General features: G+C 46.9%; 19 protein-coding genes. 5 read left to right on the top strand and 14 right to left on the bottom strand.

From position 1 onward, the window contains the following. Positions 1-2: 2 nt before the first annotated feature. Together MKY42_RS13165 and MKY42_RS13160 are read right to left on the bottom strand one after the other, a co-directional pair. Positions 3-1133 carry an NADH-dependent flavin oxidoreductase gene (locus MKY42_RS13165; protein ID WP_109999993.1) on the bottom strand — a complete coding sequence of 377 codons (1131 nt, stop codon included), beginning with the start codon at positions 1131-1133 and terminating at the stop codon, positions 3-5. Positions 1134-1384: 251 nt separating this feature from the next. Further along, positions 1385-2062 (bottom strand): SOS response-associated peptidase, encoded by a 678-nt coding sequence (locus MKY42_RS13160; protein ID WP_024632055.1) that lies wholly within the window; start codon positions 2060-2062, stop codon positions 1385-1387. 227 nt (positions 2063-2289) lie between these two features. Here MKY42_RS13160 and MKY42_RS13155 point away from each other — a divergent pair, with 227 nt between their 5' ends. Both MKY42_RS13155 and MKY42_RS13150 read left to right on the top strand, forming a co-directional pair. Beyond that, positions 2290-2811 carry a hypothetical protein gene (locus MKY42_RS13155; protein WP_090896550.1) on the top strand — a complete coding sequence of 174 codons (522 nt, stop codon included), beginning with the start codon at positions 2290-2292 and terminating at the stop codon, positions 2809-2811. A 43-nt stretch (positions 2812-2854) separates the two neighbouring features. Further along, positions 2855-3529: a hypothetical protein gene (locus tag MKY42_RS13150; RefSeq protein ID WP_339851572.1), complete on the top strand. Its 675-nt coding sequence runs from the start codon at positions 2855-2857 to the stop codon at positions 3527-3529. A gap of 212 nt (positions 3530-3741) precedes the next feature. On the opposite strand, the gene MKY42_RS13145 is transcribed toward MKY42_RS13150, so the two are convergent. Further along, complete coding sequence (locus tag MKY42_RS13145) at positions 3742-4566, bottom strand: AraC family transcriptional regulator (protein WP_339851569.1); 825 nt, start codon at positions 4564-4566, stop codon at positions 3742-3744. A gap of 192 nt (positions 4567-4758) precedes the next feature. Between MKY42_RS13145 and MKY42_RS13140 the strand changes: the two genes are divergently transcribed. Continuing rightward, positions 4759-6753 (top strand): beta-galactosidase, encoded by a 1995-nt coding sequence (locus MKY42_RS13140; protein WP_339851566.1) that lies wholly within the window; start codon positions 4759-4761, stop codon positions 6751-6753. A gap of 117 nt (positions 6754-6870) precedes the next feature. Here MKY42_RS13140 and MKY42_RS13135 read toward each other — a convergent pair whose 3' ends face one another. The 3 genes from MKY42_RS13135 to MKY42_RS13125 form a co-directional block, all read right to left on the bottom strand. After that, positions 6871-9420, bottom strand: coding sequence for a glycoside hydrolase family 2 protein (locus MKY42_RS13135; RefSeq protein WP_339851563.1), 2550 nt, complete (start codon positions 9418-9420; stop codon positions 6871-6873). A gap of 257 nt (positions 9421-9677) precedes the next feature. Next, a complete protein-coding gene (locus MKY42_RS13130; RefSeq protein WP_339851561.1) occupies positions 9678-10703 on the bottom strand; it encodes a LacI family DNA-binding transcriptional regulator in 1026 nt (341 codons plus the stop codon). A gap of 200 nt (positions 10704-10903) precedes the next feature. Further along, positions 10904-11851 (bottom strand): DMT family transporter, encoded by a 948-nt coding sequence (locus tag MKY42_RS13125; RefSeq protein WP_339851558.1) that lies wholly within the window; start codon positions 11849-11851, stop codon positions 10904-10906. A 165-nt stretch (positions 11852-12016) separates the two neighbouring features. Between MKY42_RS13125 and MKY42_RS13120 the strand changes: the two genes are divergently transcribed. Beyond that, positions 12017-12892: a LysR family transcriptional regulator gene (locus tag MKY42_RS13120; RefSeq protein WP_339851555.1), complete on the top strand. Its 876-nt coding sequence runs from the start codon at positions 12017-12019 to the stop codon at positions 12890-12892. Here the strand turns inward: MKY42_RS13120 and MKY42_RS13115 are convergent. From MKY42_RS13115 to MKY42_RS13085, 7 genes are all read right to left on the bottom strand, one after another. Next, positions 12889-13092 (bottom strand): hypothetical protein, encoded by a 204-nt coding sequence (locus tag MKY42_RS13115; protein WP_090896527.1) that lies wholly within the window; start codon positions 13090-13092, stop codon positions 12889-12891. The genes MKY42_RS13120 and MKY42_RS13115 overlap by 4 nt on opposite strands. A 47-nt stretch (positions 13093-13139) precedes the next feature. Beyond that, complete coding sequence (locus tag MKY42_RS13110) at positions 13140-13622, bottom strand: tetratricopeptide repeat protein (protein ID WP_339851551.1); 483 nt, start codon at positions 13620-13622, stop codon at positions 13140-13142. A 192-nt stretch (positions 13623-13814) separates the two neighbouring features. Further along, positions 13815-14672: a heme o synthase gene (cyoE, locus tag MKY42_RS13105; RefSeq protein WP_339851548.1), complete on the bottom strand. Its 858-nt coding sequence runs from the start codon at positions 14670-14672 to the stop codon at positions 13815-13817. A gap of 158 nt (positions 14673-14830) precedes the next feature. Continuing rightward, entirely contained in the window at positions 14831-15394 is a 564-nt protein-coding gene (locus MKY42_RS13100) for a hypothetical protein (RefSeq protein WP_090896521.1), read from the bottom strand. 234 nt (positions 15395-15628) lie between these two features. Next, positions 15629-15982, bottom strand: coding sequence for a DUF3243 domain-containing protein (locus MKY42_RS13095; protein WP_339851545.1), 354 nt, complete (start codon positions 15980-15982; stop codon positions 15629-15631). Between the two features lie 116 nt (positions 15983-16098). Next, positions 16099-16653: an MFS transporter gene (locus MKY42_RS13090; protein ID WP_339851542.1), complete on the bottom strand. Its 555-nt coding sequence runs from the start codon at positions 16651-16653 to the stop codon at positions 16099-16101. Further along, positions 16650-18077 (bottom strand): FAD-binding oxidoreductase, encoded by a 1428-nt coding sequence (locus MKY42_RS13085; RefSeq protein WP_339851540.1) that lies wholly within the window; start codon positions 18075-18077, stop codon positions 16650-16652. The genes MKY42_RS13090 and MKY42_RS13085 overlap by 4 nt, the downstream gene beginning before the upstream one ends. Positions 18078-18224: 147 nt before the next feature. Here MKY42_RS13085 and MKY42_RS13080 point away from each other — a divergent pair, with 147 nt between their 5' ends. Then, the gene (locus MKY42_RS13080; RefSeq protein ID WP_179265096.1) at positions 18225-18413 is read left to right on the top strand and encodes a hypothetical protein; all 189 of its coding nucleotides are present in this window, start codon (positions 18225-18227) and stop codon (positions 18411-18413) included. A 134-nt stretch (positions 18414-18547) separates the two neighbouring features. Here MKY42_RS13080 and MKY42_RS13075 read toward each other — a convergent pair whose 3' ends face one another. Next, a complete protein-coding gene (locus MKY42_RS13075; RefSeq protein ID WP_339851537.1) occupies positions 18548-19477 on the bottom strand; it encodes an NAD(P)/FAD-dependent oxidoreductase in 930 nt (309 codons plus the stop codon). Between the last annotated feature and the right edge of the window lie 119 nt (positions 19478-19596).

The following is a 19596-nucleotide window of genomic DNA, read 5'->3' as shown; positions in this document are numbered from 1 at the left end:
TCTTATTTATCGTCAGCCATAGGGAACCAGCCCGGTGTGTGAATGATTGCATTCCACAGACCGTCGGGGATAACCAGACGTTCCTGATCCGATTTGGTGAGAATCGTCTCGATATCTTCCTCACGTCCGCTTTCGATTTTCTCAACCCAGTCAGGCTCGATAATCAGCTCACGGCCAATCGCAAGCAGTGGCACACCCGTTTGAAGAGCTTCAGCTGCCTCATCTGCGGTACGGATGGCCCCTACACCAATCACAGGCAGTTTACCATCCACACGGTCAAGGATGAATTCAATTCTGGAACGAGTATCTGCTTCACCTCGTCTTGGTTTGGACCAGAACTCGTTGAGGGATACATGCAGGTAATCCAGATTTTTATCCTTCAGCGCATCCACCAGTGCATACGTCTCTTCCATAGTCAGTCCCGGTGTTTCCGGTTCTTCCGGTGAGAAACGGTATCCAACGATAAACGGCAGTTTCGTATGTGCAGCTACCACCTTCTGGACTTCATCCACCACAGCCAGTGGGAATGTAAGACGTTTCTCGATACTTCCCCCCCAACGATCTTCACGTCGGTTGGAATGCGGAGAGAAGAACTGCTGAATCAGATAACCGTTCGCACCATGAATCTCAACACCGTCGAATCCAGCTTCAATGGCGCGGCGAGTTGCTTCTCCAAAGTCCTTGATGATGGACGTAATTTCGTCATCAGACAGCTCTCTTGGAACAGGAGACCCCGGACGCTCGCTCGCAACAGCACTTGGAGCAGCGACTTGACCCGCCGGTACCGCTTGTTCTGGCGTGAGACGACCTGCATGGAAGATTTGCAGTACGGCTTTGGAACCTTGCTGCTTCATGGTATCGGCCAGACGTTTCAGACCGGGAATAAAGCTATCATCATAGCTACCAAATTGAGCGGGAAAACCAATTCCATTCGGAGTTACATGAGTTACTGCTGTAACAGACATACCAGCACCGCCGGTACGACGTGCATAATAAGCAAGTTCAGCGTCTGATACAGTACCATCGGGATTCGATGACATATGAGTCATGGGAGCGAGCACGATCCGGTTTTTCAGCGTAATGCCGCTTGGCAGTGAAACTTGTTCAAACATTGGGCTATACTTTGGATTCATTCGTGGTTCCCTCCTGATTAAATATCTCTTTTAATAGATATATGAATATATGCGTTCGCTTACTGTAATGATTATAGTTACGTTTTACTCACATTGCAACTTTTCATTTTCCACTCCTAACCATTCCATGCTTATCGGCTCGTTGCTCCTTTCATTTCCTGCCTTTTTTCCATTACACTTGTTTCTTCTTTCTCAACCCAAAAAGACGGAGTGTCTTACGACCCTCCGCCTCATTACACTCCTTGCTCAGCTTAGAAACTGCGTACGTATGCCAGCTTCTGGTCCATCTCTTCCACACATTCATAACAGTCATGCTCATCATTGGCTACCATCGGAGTAACCGGATACAGATTCATCTCTGTACTGTTGTAGGATTTCAACAACGGCAGCAGCTGGGTCACGCGTGTGTTCGCCGGATCCAGCCAGGTATTGATCTCTTCTTCAGACAGAATCGCCGGCATTTTGCTGCCAAACTCCCGTGTAACCATGTTCGCACCCGCCATCAGCATCGTGCAGGTACGTAGTGGTTGTTTGCGCGTATCTTTCCAGACCTCGTATAATCCCGCAATGCCAAACAATCCTCGATCCGGCATAACGACACGCACCGCATAGCTTTTCTTGCCTTCCTGACGCCAGTAATACAAACCATTGCATGGGATCACACAACGCTTCGTCTCCACCAGCTTGTAGTAGGCTGGATTCTCATGCACCGTCATGAGGTTGGCGTTGACTGCATCGCGTCCCCAGAACGGAATGAATCCCCATCGGAACTCGTCCAATACCCGCTCACCATCCTGATGCAAAATAATCGGTGTATGCTGGGTTGGGCTGATATTGTAACGGTTTTTGTAGTAATACATCACCCGTTCAATCTTAAAATGATCCCTGACCTCATCCAAATCCGCTGCCAATGAAAAACGGTTACACATGCTCAGGCACTTCCTTTCCCTGCGTGAATTTGAATGTATTGTTTGTTATTGCAGGGAAATTATGCATGCACCTATGGACAGCAATCGACTTTTTCAGACGAAAAGAAGGTCTAATCCAGCAAAATCCTTTGTTTTCAACACGAAAACAAAGACTTAAGACTCATTTCAATCGTTCTATTCCTTGTTACTATAATAGAGAAAAAATACAATTATTGGAGGTTTTAAGTATGAAAAGGAAGTTTCTCATGAGCATCATGTTGTTTTCAGCCATCGCGATGTTCGGCAGTACCATCTATGCGGCAACTTTTCTAACCTACGGCTACCCGAGCTCCACCATCCCGATTCGTACTTATAACTACGCCTCCGCGTGGCAAACCCCGATGGATGCCTCTCTCAGCAACTGGAACAATGCCGGTGCCAAAGTACAGTTTACCAAAACGAGCAGTTCCCCCAACACGATTACGGCCGGAAACTTCAATAACACAGCCTATGGTGTCAACTACGCCTCGGTGTCTGGCAGCCAGGTTGTAAGCTTCCGTATTGAATTGAACGCAACCACCATAACGGCTGATGCAACCAACTTGTCCAACTTTATTCAAAGCGTATTCGTTCATGAGCTCGGACACTCCGTTTGGCTCGGGGACAATCCCTCCACTACCAGCCCTTCCATCATGCTCTACTCCCGTAACCGGAACACAATGACACAGCCTCAAACCTTCGACATCAACAATGTCAGATCCAAGTACTAATCCGCTATTTTCAAACCCCTAAATCCAAGGAGGACTCCTATCCATGAAAAAAATTCGCGTATTGACGATGCTTGCCTCTTCCATTTTCATTTTATCTGCCCTAGGCTGCTCCCCAGCAACGACAAATACAGCTGCCACCAAGGATGAACCAATCACGATGATTGCTTCCGAGGACTTCCCGAGTTACTCAAGCATCGGCGATCTCTCCGAGAGAGCAAACACCATCGTTAGAGGCAGTGTCATCCAAACACGGGTTGAAGCATTGAATGATATGGTACAAGCCCCTGCTGTTAATGAAAGTGCTCTGGATGAGCAAACGAACCCGGGCGGTGAGGATATTGTTCCTTTTGATAAAATCTATACAATCTATACCATTAAGGTTGCTGAATCCTTCAAGGGGGCTTATGCTGCCGGAGACACCATTGAAGTAAAACAGCTTGGCGGACAGCTGGGCAATACCGAGATTATTAACGATGACAATATCAAATTCATTCCCACCAAAGATTATGTACTCTTCCTGGAAACGTATGAGGACACCCCCGCCAGCCTGCTGAATTCCGTGCAAAGCCTGTATGTGATCAAACCCGCAGCCAAATCCACTCAACCGGGTGAGCAGGCATTGAAGTCCGACGTTATTGTGAGCGCGAACCCCGAGAATGATCTCAAATTAAGCATCGATGAGCTCCAGGAAATCCAAAGCCAAAATCAGAACAAATAACCTCGTTGGGCATGGATCTATCTCCCTCCTCCTACTGTTCAGTCATATAGCAAAAACGTGCCGCTCAGTAGAAACTGGGCAGCACGTTTTTTTAGTATTGATGGTAGCCTATGCCTGTTTGGTACGTGATAACTTATTCACTATATTTGTTGAGATCATATTTAATGTGATATTTATTTAAGTCTCACTTATCCCTCTTATCCCCCGTTTCCCTAACTGTACAATGATCTAAATTGCTGCGGTGTCATCCCGATATAGGTCCGAAACATACGAATAAAATAACTGCTGTGTGTAAATCCGCACTGAGAAGCAATTTGTTTCACGGATAATTCCGAGTCTACGAGCATTCTTTTTGCGACCAGAATGCGGCAATCCAGCAGATATCTGCCCGGCGGAACCCCCATGATGTTCTTGAACATGCGATTAAAATAATACATGCTGTATCCCGCAGTATCCGCCATTTCAGAAAGACTTAACGGCTGTGTGCAGTGACGACGAATATAATCAGCAGTAGAGCGAATCGTATCCTGATGGTTCAGTAAAGACGCCCCTTTAATTGACTCTGAATTCCGTGCCAGTTCAACTAGTAACTCATACAGTACCGCCGACAATTTCGGTTCATGCACACTCTCATAACCTGCACCGAGCTGACATAATTGTTCATGCAACTCCTCGAAACGGTCCTCTCCAGAGAATGAAAATAGCCACACTTTATCCGGATTCCGCAAGTCTAACAGCCGCTCCAGATCGTGGGCTTGCAGATGAATCCATCCGATATCCCAGGGATCAGTTGGATCGGCATAATATTGCTGTGCCTGTCCCGGCGCATATAGAAAGCCTTGTCCAGCCGTTAATCGGACGTTCCCCTGCTCGGTCCTCACTTCACCCTGTCCGTTGAAAACCAGATGCAAATTATACTCCCGTATTCCGTGCGGACGATGTTCCTTGTGCTCTGGATCAAGATATCTTCCGTAGGCTACCGGATAACATGCATACCCTGCATATCCTGGCTCCGGCATAAACCAATGATTTCGCATGTGTTCTTCCTCCAAAAATAGCAAGATCATGATACCCTATCGCAACATGTTATTATATTCCCCTCTCATTATCCATTATAAAATGAATTAGACTCGACACTTCTCCACAAGATGATGATAGTGGAGTCAATAAGCACGGGCTTGACCGTACTTAAAAATCATTATTTTTCTGACCAAAGGAGCGTAACATATATGAACCAAAACCGACCTGTTCAAATGGGCGTTGATTATTATCCCGAACATTGGGACCCTCATCTGTGGGAACAGGATGCCAAATTAATGGCCGATAGTGGTGTACGTATTGTGCGTGTGGGTGAATTCGCATGGAGCCGAATGGAGCCTGCCGATGGGCAATTCGAATGGTCATGGCTGGATCAGGCGCTCGATACCCTTCATCGTAACGGGCTTCAGGTGGTGATCGGCACACCAACGATGACACCTCCGCGCTGGCTCATCGACAAGTATCCCGATATTCTGCCAGTGCTGCCAAGTGGACAGCTGTACCATGAAGGAGTTCGCGGCCATCGCTGTTATAACAGTCCGAGCATGCGAACGTACAGTGCACGAATTGTTCAGAAGCTGAGCGAGCGATATGTAAGACATCCGGCTGTGATTGGCTGGCAGACCGATAATGAATTCAGTTTCACAGATTGTCAGTGCACTGCATGTTCTGAGGCTTTTCGCGAATGGGTTCGTACCCGTTACAATACACTAGAGCAGCTCAACCAGGCTTGGGGTACCGTTGTCTGGAGTGGAGAATACAGCGATTGGGAACAGGTGACCCCACCCTATGGCGGCTCTCCGTTTCAGAATCCTTCCTTCCTGCTGGACTACTCCCGTTTTCAGTCGGATTCCATTGTCGCTTTTCAAACCATGCAAATCGAGATCATTCGGCATAACTGTCCAGATCATTTTGTCACTCATAATTTTCATAGCTATCCGCAAAAGGCAGATCAATATAAAATCGGTCAGGATCTGGATTTCGCTTCTTTTGATTACTATCCCAACCCTTCACCGAACAAAACAGACACCGCACCTTACAGTGGCGCATTGTCGTTAGATCTGACACGTGGCATCAAACGCCGCAATTTCTGGATCATGGAGCAGCTAAGCGGACCTCCGGGATGCTGGTTTCCAATGTGGCGTACACCACAGCCCGGCTTCTTGCGTGCTTACTCATGGCAGAGTATCGCCCGTGGAGCAGATGCGGTCGTGCATTTCCGCTGGCGCAGTGCCACTATTGGAGCAGAACAGTTCTGGCATGGACTGATTGATCACAGCAATGTTCCAGGGCGACGGTTCAAGGAGTTCCAGCAACTGTGTACCGAAGTGAACAGTCTGGGGGAACGCCTGCAAGGCTCTACATTGCTGAACGAAGTCGCCATCCTGCATTCGCATGATCAGTTAAACGCTCTACGAATTCAGCCACAGGCCGAAGGTCTGGAGTACTACGAAAATATTAAAGTATGGCATCGCGCCTTGACCAAATGGGGAATCAGTACAGATGTTATCCATTCCTCGGAAGCATTGGATGGCTACAAAATCATCATCGCTCCGCATTTGTATTTGCTGGACGAGAACACCGCGGAACGTCTGCAAGCTTTTGCAGCGGATGGTGGCATATTGGTCTTAACGCATCGCACTGGTGTCAAAAACGATAACAACCTCTGTGTCATGGCGTCACTTCCAGGTATGTTATCTGCTTGCTCGGGCGTGCGTGTTACCGAATATGATCCCGTCGGTGGTGACCAAATTCAGATTCGGGACGAGAAGGGCAACATATATGCTGCTTCACAATGGGCTGATGTGTTGGAACTGGACACGGCACAGGCGATTGCGGTTTATGCGGATCAATTTTATGCCGAAAGTGCGGCTGTCACCCAAAATAACTGGGGTAAAGGTGCTGTCTATTATGTAGCGACCCAGCCGGATGAAGCTTACCTGAGCCAGTTATTGCGAACCATCGCTGAACAATGTGGCCTCTCCGAGATTCATTCTCTGCCAGACGGTGTCCAGGTGACAACTCGCTCAGGACCGAATGGAACGTTTCGTTTTATCCTGAATTTAAGTTCTGAATCTGTCTCCATTCCGTTGCACGCATCATACACCAGTGCATTGGATGGAACTGTAAAGGGAACTCGATTGGAACTGGGGCCGTATGATATCGAAATCCTGGAGATTCAATAATATGTAACACCTCTGCAGATCCAAACAAAATGAACCATGAAAAGGCCCAGTATGCACATCAAGTGCATACCGGGCCTTAAAGAATTGGCAAGAACACCGTAAACCAATCTTACTTGATTACAATTTGATGAAATCAGCCATGGAACGAACCTGAATGGCCCCCACCTTGGAGACAGCACCATCAGATCCTTGCAATCCCTCTCTGGATGTGAACTTGACCTTCACCGGAATGCCAGGAATGATGTCGAAGAAATTGTCCGAGAACACCCCTTCTGCCTCAGTAGAAATCCACACTTGTTTGGCTAGCACATCACTTTCCAGAACCAGATATACGCCATCATTCTCGGTAACTTCGGTTACTTTAATTTGCGCTGGTTGCAGTGCAATGTCCTTTGATGGTGCAAAATAATGCTCCTGTATGATATCGGCTGCCCCATCCTGCTTCAGATCCATACGCAGCAATGTTGCTGCAGCATCGCGACCTTCCAGCCATTCCGTCTGATTCAATGACAGCACCTGTTGACCAGAGTTCGATGCCAGAGCGACTTCATGCTCTTCCTCACGATAGACCGTGCCATCAAAGCCAATCAGGCGTACCTGGAGTTTGCCTTTCACAGGTTCAAGCTGATCCGAGATGAGATAAATATCCGTCACATCTTCCTTCGTACCGTCTACCGATACCAAAATATCGCTGAAGCTGCGTTTCGCGTAATATTGCAGTGCTTTCCAACGTCCGAAATAATCCATACCCGCCCAGGAAGCCACCGGCCAGCAATCGTTCATTTGCCAGTAGAGCGTTCCCATACAGAACGGTTTGCGACGACGGTGAGCTTCAATGGCTGTTTTCATCGCCTCAGCCTGGAGTACTTGGCTCATATAGAGGAAGGATGGGAAATCCTTCGGTTCATGCATGTACATATCCATGTATTGTTTGATCAGACGATTACCTGCCCCGTTCTTCTGATGCGCCAGCATGACTTCAGACTCTAGTGCCAGATCCTCTTCCTCCGCATACTTGCGAACCGAATCATATTCAGGGAAAGACTGGAAGCCATACTCACTCATGAAGCGTCCAACATGAACATTGTAATTCTCAAAGGGCTCCACATTATGCCACACACCCCAATAGTGGATATCCCCTTCCGATGTGGAGGGGTGAGCATGCTGCCTGTCGTCACCCGAAAGTGATACCAGTGGTGAAGAAGGCCAATAATCCACACCAGGAGCATAGGTTTCGACCACTTCCGGCAAAAGATCATGGAAAATAGCTTCGTAATCCGCCCAAATGCGTTCTCTTTGCTCGGCGTTGTAATCTTTTTTCCAGCCCCAGCCGCCATCCTCAATGTAATGTGCCCACGCTGAATCAATCTCGTTATTACCACACCACAGCACAATGCTTGGATGATTACGCAGACGTTTCACATTATCAATCGCCTCATGCTTCACACTGTTCAGGAAAGCCTCGTCTCCAGGATACATGCTGCAAGCAAACATAAAGTCCTGCCATACGAGCAACCCATATTCGTCACACAACTCGTAGAACACGTCTTCTTCATAGAAGCCACCACCCCATAAACGGAGCATATTCATGTTCGACTCGGCAGCAGATACAATCTCATGCAGATAACGCTCACGTGTCACTTCGGTTATGAAGCTGTCATTGGGAATGTGGTTCGCCCCTTTGGCAAAGACAGCAACTCCGTTTAACTCAAAATAAAAGGATGCTCCCGCTTCATCTTTGTCACGAACCAGACGAATGGACCGAATACCCGTTTTGACTGTGGACTCAGCCACAGCCTGTTCGCCCTGAATCACTTCCGTATGGAAAGAATACATATGCGCGTCACCCAGTCCACGGCTCCACCACAGCTTCGGCTCATCCATGGAGATTGCAACTTCCACAGTCTGGGCACCCGGTTTAAGGGTTACAGCCTGCTCCCAGCTATGTCCGTCTGTTCCTACTCGAATAACCGTTTCTATCGATTGTGTAGACTCCACTTCCACGACCGCAGTGAGCGAAGCGGAAGCAGCGGTTACTTCATTTTGCTGAATGAATACATCATTAATTCGTATGTCCGTCCAGCCTTCAAGGCGTGCTTCACGCCAGATTCCGCTGGTTACAAAACGTGGACCCCAGTCCCAACCATAGTGATACGGGGCTTTCCGTGCAAAAATACTCACTCTTTTGTCGCCTAGTCCCCCCACGTCGGATTGATCATTCGATGCAGGCAGGGCATATCCGAGCTTCTCCAGCTTCGGCAGATCTTCATGGATCGGAGAACGAAAGCGTATTCGTAAAATGTTGCCATTTGCCTTTACAACGGATTTCACGTCGACTGTCCACACCCGGAACATATTGTCTGCCGACAATACATGTTGTTCATTTACATACACATCTGCATATGTATCCAGACCATCAAAAACCAGCTCCAGATGCTGCTGCGACAGCAGTGCTTCATTCACATCAAATTCGGTACGATATTCCCAGTCTTTCTTATCGACCCATTGAACTTCTTTTTCGTTAGTTCCATAGAAAGGGTCCGGAATTTTACCCAGTTTCAGCAAATCCGTATGCACACAGCCGGGTACGTGAGCCGGCAACCATTCCTGATCTTCACAAGCCTTGAACGTCCAATTCTGAAAAGTCTGCGATTGTATTTTGCTCATGACAGCCTCCGTTATCCTTATTGAAGTAGTTTGAAAAACACTTTGTTAGGTTTTGTTATTATAAAAACGAATAACTTACAAAACAAAATTAACATGATATGCTTAATTCAGTCAATCTGTTTTGTGGATTATTTCTAAAAAATATATCCGATAAACAAAAAAGACATGAAGCCCAATGTCTCCATGTCTTTTCATCCCAAGTTTATAGCGCATTGGCGTGTGCTATTTTTCTCATTACCGATTCACGTTCGTTAACTTTACGGCAAAATAGCATTGTACTCATCACGAATGATTAATTCCGAATAGATCAGCTTTCTTTCAAAAGGCCCGTCCGGATGCTCCATGCGCCATAATAACTGGTCCACCGCACGTCTGCCCAGATTTTCCTTATCGATATGCACCGTAGCAAGAATAGGCTCTGCTGTACGGGTATTATCGAATCCGGTTACTGCACAGCGCTCCGGCACCTCAATGCCTCTGCTTTGAAGTGCACCAATCACAACAGCGGCCATGTGGTCGTTAGCACATACCATCACTTCGGGGATATCCTCCATCTTCATACCCACAATCGATTCCCCAATGTGATCCAGATCAGGTCCCAGCAAATCTGCTTGCTGTGAAACCTGCAGCTGCATCTCTTCCAGTACCGAACGATAACCGAGCCATCGCTCTCTGAAACTGGCTGCATCAGGCAATTGGCCAGCAAACTGCAGCCGTCTGTAGCCTTTTCCAACGAGCATCAGAACCAGTTCCTGCATGCATTTCATGTTATCTGTAAATATCGTGTCTCCATGAATTGCCGGGTCTTCATGATCAACCATCACAAGTGGAATATGCAGTCGATAAATCTCGAGCAATACGGATGTGGAGATGGAACCGACGGTAATAATTCCGCTGATGGCTTCAGGATTAAGCACAGAAAACATGCGATCCGAGGAAGGTTCCGTCAAGGTTAGGATATCCATGCCCTTCTCATTCAGGCGTGCAGATATTCCATCAAAGATGGGACCCCAGTACAGGGAGGAGCGATTCTGAGAACGAATGTTAGGAAACAAGATCAGAATAGTCCCCTGTCTATCTATCTTCATCTCCTGTTCAGCAGGGGTTTCCACTAGATAACGTTTCGGTTCCGCTTTGAAATATCCGAGCTGTCCTGCCGTCCTGACAATCATCTCCCGGGTATGTTCACTGACACCAGGTTTGCCGGTCAACGCACGAGAGACTGCGAATTTGGATACCCCCGCAGCATCGGCAATTTGCTGCATGGTTACTCTTTTGGCCATCTTTCTCACCCGTTTTTCCTTTATTTTTCATTTAGTGTAGCATAAAAGAAAGAATTCAACAAAACAAGTTATGAAAAACTTCATTTTGTTAGGTTAATTATTTTCTAGAAATTCTGAACGATCTCGGATAAATAACAAAAAAAGTTCCTCCAACACCTTCACTAGGAAGATGATGGAAGAACTCTTGCTTTATTTCTAAATTATACGCCCGGTGCTCCCTGATCTCCCAGTTCGGTCTGCAATGCTGTCCGCTTTCTGCGCCAGAATACCGGATAAGGGACTTTGATCTCCGTTATCAGGACACCAATGAGCATCAGTGCTGCACCCGCATACCCTTGCAGTGTAAGGGACTCCCCTTGAAAGGTAAATGCAAATGCTGCTGCAAACAGTGGTTCGAGCGAAAAGATCAGACTCGTTCTCGTTGGTGATGCATGCCGCTGGGCCAGAGTTTGCAAAATGTAGCCAATGCCGCTGCAAAGTACCCCCAGTCCTATAATGGCAGCCCAAGATTGTGGTGTGTCAGGTAAACGTGGTGTCTCCAGGAGAAATGTAGCAGCCAGCCCCCACAGGGCCGCAACGCCTAGTTGAACCGTTCCCAGCGTTAGTGGATCATGCTTCGGCGTATACTTGCCAGCAATCATAATGTAGATCGCGTACACTAATGCTGCGAGAATGCAAAGGATATCCCCCATATGCAGACTAAGCTCATGTTGAAGTGTCAACAATGCAAGCCCGGTTACCGCCACGAGAATACTTATCGTTAACCGCAAGTCTGGCATTCGCCGGTGCAGAATTGTCGTCAGGATGGGCACAAAGATCACTGCCAAACTGATCAAAAAACCTGCCTGGGAAGCCGTTGTGCGCTGTACTCCATACGTGATAAATACAAAGGCCGCAAATAACGCTGTTCCCATAATAGCCCCTGCTGCAAATGTTCTGCGGTCCATTTGGAACAGTCGCCGATGGAAAAGGACAGCCGCCGCGATAAAGGCAATTCCAAACCGGAAAGCGACCAGATTCAACTCCTGCATGGACTCCAATCCTGATTTCATAAACAGATAGGATGATCCCCATATTACCGTTGCGAGCAGCATCTGCAAATCCGCTCTTCTTGATGCCTGACCTTGTGATGCACGTACTCCGTTCATCTTGCTTCTACCTTCATTCTATGTATTGTAATCTGACCAAGGCTCTGTCGAACTAACTCGCCTTGGCAAGTATAAACGATCTCTTTGCATTATAAAAATGAATATTTATAATAGTTAATATGAAATAAACTCATGTATTAAATGAAGAGAGGAACGGAATCTTTCATGTCATTGGTCAAATACGAAATTATGAATGCCGTAGTGGAATACGGCAGCCTCACCAAAGCAGCAGAAGCATTGAATATTACCCAATCTGCCGTCAGTCATGCCATCGCCAGTCTGGAGACCGAGTGTGGTTTTTCACTGCTGAATCGAGGCCGCTCCGGTGTACGACTTACTGCTGAAGGGGAACGCATTCTGGGCTATACTCGTGAAATTCTGCGGTGGACGGAACTGATGAACCAGGAAATTTCATTAATTCGCGGTGCCGAGATTGGAACCGTGCGTATTGGCACCTTCGCCAGTGTATCCACGCAGTGGCTGCCTGGTATCCTGAAGCAATTTCGCCTCGGTCATCCCGGCATCGAAATTAAGCTGTGGGAGGGGGACTATGCTGAAATTGAAGGCTGGCTGGCTGGAGGTGCCATCGATCTTGGTTTTCTGTCCCTTGGCGATTCTTCACCTTTTGAGACGATTCCATTACAAAAAGACAGGATGATGTGCATCCTGCCTCTGGAACATCCACTCGCTACGGAGAAGTCTGTTTCATTTGATGTACTGCTGGAACAACCCTTTATTTTGCCTAAATGGGGTGGTGATAACGAGATCGAACGGTTGATCCGGCAGCATGCGGCCAAGCTGAATGTGGTCTATGAGGTCGCCGAAGATCAGGCCATCATGGCGATGGTTCGAAACGGTCTGGGCATCAGTCTCTTGCCTGAAATGGTTCTTCAACACCATACGAACGAGCTCGCTCTTGTTCCTCTCACTGGAGATCCTTTTCGTACCATTGGCATCGCATGCCCGTCTCTCACCAATCTGTCTCCTGCTTCACGTCGTTTTATCAGAGCGGTACAGGAATGGCTAACTCCATCGTTCTAACCGACGTTACTTATAAATTGTATAATGCCAATGACCAGCATGAGAACAAATACAACGGCAATCACAATTGCAAAACCAATCAGGAAGCGTACACCGGGTGAGCGTCTGTTCGCATGTTGAGCTTCTGCCAGGTAATCCAGCTTCTGCTCAAGCCGGTCAAGTCTTTCGTGCACTTGTTCTTGTTCGTGATTCGAATTCATCCAATCATCTCCTTTAGATTAATTGTTATCGCTCGATTACATTAGTTTTACTCCCATACTCGATCCAGTTGATCTGCATAGAAACGGATGGCTCTGCTGTAGTCGGTTATTCCCTTATCTTTTGATGTATCGGCCAGTTGTACAAGCAGCCGTCTCATAGCCTCCGCATGCTCGCCCAGATTGTAGAGCACCATGGCAAGAAAAACTTCAAATTCCCGGTTCTCCGGGAATTCATTTAACCCCTTTTCAAACCAGGCCTTCGCCTGCTCATACTGCCCCAGAGTCCGATATGTGCTGCCAAGTCCAAGTATGGCACCTGTCCTGTCCTCAACCGGAAGCCCCAGACTTAGAGCCTTCTCATAATGCGGTACTGCTTCCCGCTCCAGTCCAAGTGAATCATGAGCCCAAGCCAGCTGGTACCAAACCTGTGCATTGTCCGGTTCATGTAATGCCAGTTCCTGCAGCAGCTCTATCGCCTCCTGCATTTTCCCCTCCGTTCTCAAGAGGATAGCCTGCTGTAAATCATTCATTTACTCCACTTCCCATTCTTCCAAAATCATTTTCCATAGTATAATTATAACAAAAAAACACCCCGAGAAGTACGCCCGGGACAACCAGAGGTTGTCCAAGCCTATTCTACAGCGTGCTTTTTCGTAAGATGCCAGCTACCTTGACATCTTCATATTCGAATATTTCACAAAAGTACAAAAGTGATGAGTTGCTCAGGACCAGGTTGTGTTTGCCACCATGACAATGAATACAACCATGAGATAATTGACGGAGATCAGAAAGTTAACCTTGGCCCATTTCTCATTATCCTGAGTTTTCAATCCGCTTAGTGTATGGACAAACCAGATCAGACCACCAATGACGGATACAAGCAGAAACACAAGCCCAACGAAGTTGTAGTAATACAACAGAAATACAGCAGGCAGCAACAGAAACACGTAAGGAATCATCTGCACCTTTGTACGCTTCACACCTTTGACTACCGGCAACAGCGGGAAACCGGCTGCACGATATTCTTCCACTCTGCGAATCCCGAGTGACCAGAAGTGAGGTGGCTGCCACAGGAATAACAGTGCAAACAGCAACCAGGCACCTGCATCAATCTGATTGGTTACCGCACAATAACCGATTACAGGCGGCATCGCCCCCGCAATTCCACCCAATGACGTACTCCAGGTCGAGCTGCGTTTGAGCCACATCGTGTAGATCACGATATAAGCAAACCATCCGAGCAGTGCCATCCAACCAGATAACGGATTGACCAGGAAGTACAGCAGCACAAAACCAACCACACCAAGAACAATTCCATACCCCAATACAAACTTGGGTTTAAGATGATTGATGTAATCAATCCGTTTTTTGGTACGCTCCATCTTCTGATCCAACTCACGATCCCAGTAGTTGTTAATGACACAAGCCGAAGCGATGACCAAGGTTGATCCAATCAACACCATGAGCAGAGATATCCACGAGATATCCCATTTTGAAGCGACCCAGAACCCTACCGCTACCGCAAACACATTCAGCCGCAAAAGTCCGGGTTTCGTTAATGCAATCATGTCTTTAAGCATGAGAAGCCTCCTGAACTATGTAAAAACACCATTCCTATAATGATACATGTACATACCATGAATTACAATCTCCTTCATGAATTTGTCATAACCAAAAAGCATCCCTGCCGGTTCATTGGAACCAGAGGAATGCTTAACCGTTGCATTTTGATCTAATGTTATGGAATGTACTGCTGTACAATTTTGGTCACTTTGCCGTCCTGTACAGTGAGGTGATACGGGAATACGGACAGATCAAGAATATTGGTATTGTCATACAAGGATTCAAACTTGCTGAGCGCCACGGACTCATTCCATTGAATCGTAGTGCCTGATACGGTACCATCACGATCATACAACTGCATCAACACTTCAGCATTCGCACTTACTTCTACCTTTTCCTGCTCTTTGCTGTCATTGACAATATAATAACCATCAGGAGCACCATCTATACCAGAGTCCGGATTGCGTTGTTCAAAAACTTTATCGGCCTCTTCCCCTTGGTACCAGCCAATCTTGTCTACAATTAAATACAATTTACCGTTCTCATGCTGTATGTCATTCACATACGCTGTAAACATCTCGGAGTTAGCAGCCTGCGCTTTGGCAGAAGCCTGTACAGAGTCCCTGCTCTCCTCAGCGTTCGCTGGTGTAAGTAAATATGTAGCAAGCACAATCATGCCAAGCAATGCAACAGCCGCACCCAGCATTCGTAATTTCCATTGTTTCGCCGCGTTCTTCATAGGCAGCATCTCTCCTTATTATGAACGTTACTATTCCTTAACCGGAAGGCTTACTCTTCAAACGCTCATATGAATATTTAATCTTTCTTTTACTCTCTCTATCATAACGGGTGTACACCCTGCAAAAGTATCAGCCAGATGAAAAATAGTTACAATAGATGTCATCAAAAAGAAACCCTGAATGCCTCGGCATCCAGAGTCTCTATTGGCTTAGCTTTTAGTTTCAGCTTGATCTTAATGATTCGGGGTTGAACCTTGTGCCAGACGCACAAGCATATGAGCCAGCATATGGCGTTCTTCCTCTTTCCCGACATTCCACAGTTCTTGCAGCAACTTCTCTTCACGGTTACGCGGCTCTTCCCGGGCTGCCAAATAGTCTGCTATTTTCTCGGCAATTTTGGCCATCTGCTCCTCACCTAGTCCAATCGATTCTCCCATTGCAATTCGTTTGCCCAGATAGCCTTTAAAGGTATCAAAATTCTGTAAAATCTGTTCCCGTTCCTCCGGCGCAATCTTATCAATCGCATTATCTACCTTGTCAGTTGAAACTTGGCCATCCTTATGGATAACATGATTTTGTTCATTCATCTGAAAAACCTCCTTGAGAATAATTGCTTTGTGGTATGTAGGCAAAATGCTTAATCATACCAGGTTATCTATAATATAAACTTCTCGCTGGAGTTTAATCAGACCATTTCTATCCTTTATCCATCTATTGTCTCATTAGGGATGCTTCGTAATCGCCATACTACCAGAGCTCCCCACATATACAGTATGGCACTCAGATAAAATAAAACATCAATCGTCAGCCAATCAATCAACACACCGCCAACAATAACCGCAAATCCTGACGCGGCGGATGTCCAGAAATGATAGTGACCTACTGCCGGTCCCCGTTGCCCAGCCACCGTATTATCGGCGAGCAGCACTCGTTCACTCATTCGCTGCATCGCATTGCATGTTCCCATCAACATTTGCAGCAGCAACACCCATATATAGGATATGACCCATGGAAATGCAATCATGGCTGCGGCCATCCCCAGCGAACTTACCATGAGCCACTGCTTGGCGTGTCGATCCATCCGGGGAGCGAGCCATTGTGAAGCAGCAGCCGAGCTGATTGTAAATACTGCAAAGGCAAGCCCATATTTGGAGAAGCTGTTACCCAGATTTTTGAGAAACAAAAGATAATACGGATAAATCGTGCCCGAAGCGAGCGTAACGATACTTTGAGATCGAACAAGCCACTTGATATTCATGGATGATTTCCTCCATACTGCTCCATAAAATAGTTCATAAAAAGATGATTGGGGTCAACCTTATCTTTTGCTGCAAAAAACTCATTCTTTCGTGGATAGGCCTGTTCGAACTGCTCTGAAGTTGCATAACCTGCATAGGGCAGATAATATGTTCCGTTATATCGAAGAACGGCATGGATCAGCTGCTGCATACTTTCCTTGAACTTCCCTTGTTCTTCCTCGGACAATGAAGCGTGAAATAAACAGACAAGACCGAACATATCCTGCGTTGCATAAGAAAGCACAGCTTCTTCATCATGTTTTACATATCTGACTGTAATGTTAAGCAGATCCAATTGCTCCTGGGATACAATCTCACCCATCTCCTGAACAAATGCGGGAAAGGCATCAACCGGAATAAAATATTCCTGCAGCAGATCATTTTCGCCGGGCTGGTGATACTCCATAAAGGCAGACGCAGAAGCCATCGCATTGTTACGGCTGAGACTCTTGCCATCCTGTGACTCGAAGAATCGCTGCTGCAGCGGCCAAAACCAGGCCCGCCCCCACTCGAATTCACGGTTCAGGCTGAACAGGAGTTTGCTCGTGAGCACGCCCCTCTCACGTTCATTCAGATGATTATAATTATCCAGTGAAGCCGTAGGATCATAGGCATAATTCAATGCGTACATCTCGCGAAAGTAGCCTTCACCGGGCTGAACTGAAATTCGGGCCAGATGCATACGCATCATCGGGTCTCCCAGGATATTCTTTTGAAAATAAGACGGGTAGTCCTCAACCTGCACCTGCTTCGTTGTGAGACGATAGACTTCGTCATCCGTTAACGTCAACGTAACGTCCAGAATTACGCCAAACAGTCCGTAACCGCCGAGAACAAGCGGGAAAAGCTCGGCATTCTCGGTGCGACTTACTTGCCGAATCTGACCATCTGCCGTTAAGAGATGAAAGGAATCGACACTTTCAATCAAGGAACCTTGATGAAGCTCTCGACCATGTGCATTTACACTGATAGATCCGCCTACGGTGAAAATATTTTGGGACTGCATATTTTTGACCGCCAATCCATATGGATTAATGGCTCGCTGTACGTCAGCCCAGGTCGCCCCAGCCTGCACACGCACCTTTTTGGCATCGGTATTGACTTCCAGTACTTTGTTATACGAGGTCATGTCTATGACAATGCCATCTTTATAATAGGTGTGTCCTCCCTGACTATGCCGCTGCCCGGCAATCGATATCTTCAGGTTCCGCTCTCGGGCGTCCCGAAGAAGTTCAACGAGCTGCTGCTCTTCATGACCCTCGACCACACGTTCAACCTTAACCGGATGAAGGCGGCTGTAGTCGGTAATCAGATACGGATTCTGATCATCGCTATCCGTTCTCCAATATGTCCACACACATAAAATCAGAAGTAACAGGAGCATGCTCGTTTTTTTGAACAGATGAACTCCTCCTCCCCTAAAACTTAGCGTTTCAATTTGATTTGATTGGTTAATCGTTTACATATACATTACAAGGATTGGATATGTTAAGGAACACCTTAAACATACCTGAATAAGGAGGAATTTTCCATGAATGAACATAAAAAAGAACGAAAAAACAAAGATCTGCAGCCCGGTGTGAATGCAATTATTCAACCCGACCCGGACAATCCCGGACCAACGGACATGATTGAAGAAGCCGTAGGAGAAATCGTAGACAACATCACCCATCCTCACAAAGCCAAAACGAACGAGACACGCAATACAAACAGCAAATAATTTCAGACCATACTTTTGTAAACAGCTTGCGTACAACGCAAAAAGTCCTCCAACCTTTGTCTTAACGGTCGGGGGACTTTAAAATTGTTTTTTCTATGAATGGGGCTGTTCACCATCTGCATTTTAATTTGCGTTTAGATCTGCTTCACCTTATTTTCCTTTTTCATCTGTTGCAATGCCTTGTGAATCCAGATCGCAGCAATTGAGCCTTCACCCATGGCAACCGTAGCTTGTTCCGCGTGCAGACCCAGATCCCCGGCAATCCATACATTAGGGGCAGCCTGCATGCTGCGTGCGTTGGCTTCCACGTGTTTATTTTCCGCAATGACGGCTCCAAGCTGCTCTGCCAGTTCATAATGTACACGATTGCCTCCAAATGCGACAAATCCACGCTCTGACTCATATATCTGTCCATCTTCCGTCAATACACCTGTAATATGGCCATCCTCCATCTGTTGCACTTCTTGAACGGCCGCCTCAAGGTAACGAACTCCTGCCTCTTTCATGCTTCGATGAAGCTCAGCGGAGATTGGCGACTGCTCATGGTTGATGTATAACAACTCATTCGTACGTTGAATCAAAACCATAGCCATGTTTGCACCGGCTTCGCCTGCACCCAGCAATATCGTGCGCTGGTCCTGAATCTCATATCCATCGCAATCCGGGCACACATATACTGTTTGTCCCAACGTAGGCCTTAATCCCCGAATAGCGGGTATTCTGTCCGTTAGTCCGGTTGCCAGCAAGACTGTTTTTGCCATATATTCAGAGCCGGAAGAGCCGAACAATTGAATCTGTTCTCCCCGGCGTCCTGCCTTTATGATACGGTCTTTCTCAAAAGACACTCCAGTCCGCTCTGCCTGCATTCTGCCTTTGGAGCGCAGCTCTTCACCGGATACTCCATCGGGAAAACCAAGAATATTATGATAGGTTCGGCATAACGTTGATCTGCCTTCTCCGGCGTCCACTACCAACACCCGATGGCAAGAGTAACGCCCCATCTGAATGGCTGCCTGAAGTCCTGCGAGTCCTCCACCTACTATGATGCAATCATACTCTCGCATGCTCCATCTCCCTCCTATGCTTCTATCTCTTCATATGTTATTGGACAGTTCACTATCCTTCTATCCATTTACACCATTCAACCAAAATCAAACGTGATCCGTTACAACTTAGCTTTTAC

Origin of the sequence: Paenibacillus sp. FSL W7-1088, from assembly GCF_037969855.1 — a bacterium.
Taxonomy (GTDB): domain Bacteria; phylum Bacillota; class Bacilli; order Paenibacillales; family Paenibacillaceae; genus Paenibacillus.
The sequence above is the reverse complement of the archived record's forward strand: the minus strand, read 5'-3'. Positions and strand labels throughout refer to the sequence as shown.

Excerpts from the sequence above, each read along its gene's own strand:
- MKY42_RS13165 (WP_109999993.1), bottom strand. The coding sequence starts at position 1,133 with ATGAATCCAAAGTATAGCCCAATGTTTGAACAAGTTTCACTGCCAAGC.
- MKY42_RS13160 (WP_024632055.1), bottom strand. The coding sequence starts at position 2,062 with ATGTGTAACCGTTTTTCATTGGCAGCGGATTTGGATGAGGTCAGGGAT.
- MKY42_RS13155 (WP_090896550.1), top strand. The coding sequence starts at position 2,290 with ATGAAAAGGAAGTTTCTCATGAGCATCATGTTGTTTTCAGCCATCGCG.
- MKY42_RS13150 (WP_339851572.1), top strand. The coding sequence starts at position 2,855 with ATGAAAAAAATTCGCGTATTGACGATGCTTGCCTCTTCCATTTTCATT.
- MKY42_RS13145 (WP_339851569.1), bottom strand. The coding sequence starts at position 4,566 with ATGCGAAATCATTGGTTTATGCCGGAGCCAGGATATGCAGGGTATGCA.
- MKY42_RS13140 (WP_339851566.1), top strand. The coding sequence starts at position 4,759 with ATGAACCAAAACCGACCTGTTCAAATGGGCGTTGATTATTATCCCGAA.
- MKY42_RS13135 (WP_339851563.1), bottom strand. The coding sequence starts at position 9,420 with ATGAGCAAAATACAATCGCAGACTTTTCAGAATTGGACGTTCAAGGCT.
- MKY42_RS13130 (WP_339851561.1), bottom strand. The coding sequence starts at position 10,703 with ATGGCCAAAAGAGTAACCATGCAGCAAATTGCCGATGCTGCGGGGGTA.
- MKY42_RS13125 (WP_339851558.1), bottom strand. The coding sequence starts at position 11,851 with ATGAACGGAGTACGTGCATCACAAGGTCAGGCATCAAGAAGAGCGGAT.
- MKY42_RS13120 (WP_339851555.1), top strand. The coding sequence starts at position 12,017 with ATGTCATTGGTCAAATACGAAATTATGAATGCCGTAGTGGAATACGGC.
- MKY42_RS13115 (WP_090896527.1), bottom strand. The coding sequence starts at position 13,092 with ATGAATTCGAATCACGAACAAGAACAAGTGCACGAAAGACTTGACCGG.
- MKY42_RS13110 (WP_339851551.1), bottom strand. The coding sequence starts at position 13,622 with ATGAATGATTTACAGCAGGCTATCCTCTTGAGAACGGAGGGGAAAATG.
- cyoE (WP_339851548.1), bottom strand. The coding sequence starts at position 14,672 with ATGCTTAAAGACATGATTGCATTAACGAAACCCGGACTTTTGCGGCTG.
- MKY42_RS13100 (WP_090896521.1), bottom strand. The coding sequence starts at position 15,394 with ATGAAGAACGCGGCGAAACAATGGAAATTACGAATGCTGGGTGCGGCT.
- MKY42_RS13095 (WP_339851545.1), bottom strand. The coding sequence starts at position 15,982 with ATGAATGAACAAAATCATGTTATCCATAAGGATGGCCAAGTTTCAACT.
- MKY42_RS13090 (WP_339851542.1), bottom strand. The coding sequence starts at position 16,653 with ATGAATATCAAGTGGCTTGTTCGATCTCAAAGTATCGTTACGCTCGCT.
- MKY42_RS13085 (WP_339851540.1), bottom strand. The coding sequence starts at position 18,077 with ATGCTCCTGTTACTTCTGATTTTATGTGTGTGGACATATTGGAGAACG.
- MKY42_RS13080 (WP_179265096.1), top strand. The coding sequence starts at position 18,225 with ATGAATGAACATAAAAAAGAACGAAAAAACAAAGATCTGCAGCCCGGT.
- MKY42_RS13075 (WP_339851537.1), bottom strand. The coding sequence starts at position 19,477 with ATGCGAGAGTATGATTGCATCATAGTAGGTGGAGGACTCGCAGGACTT.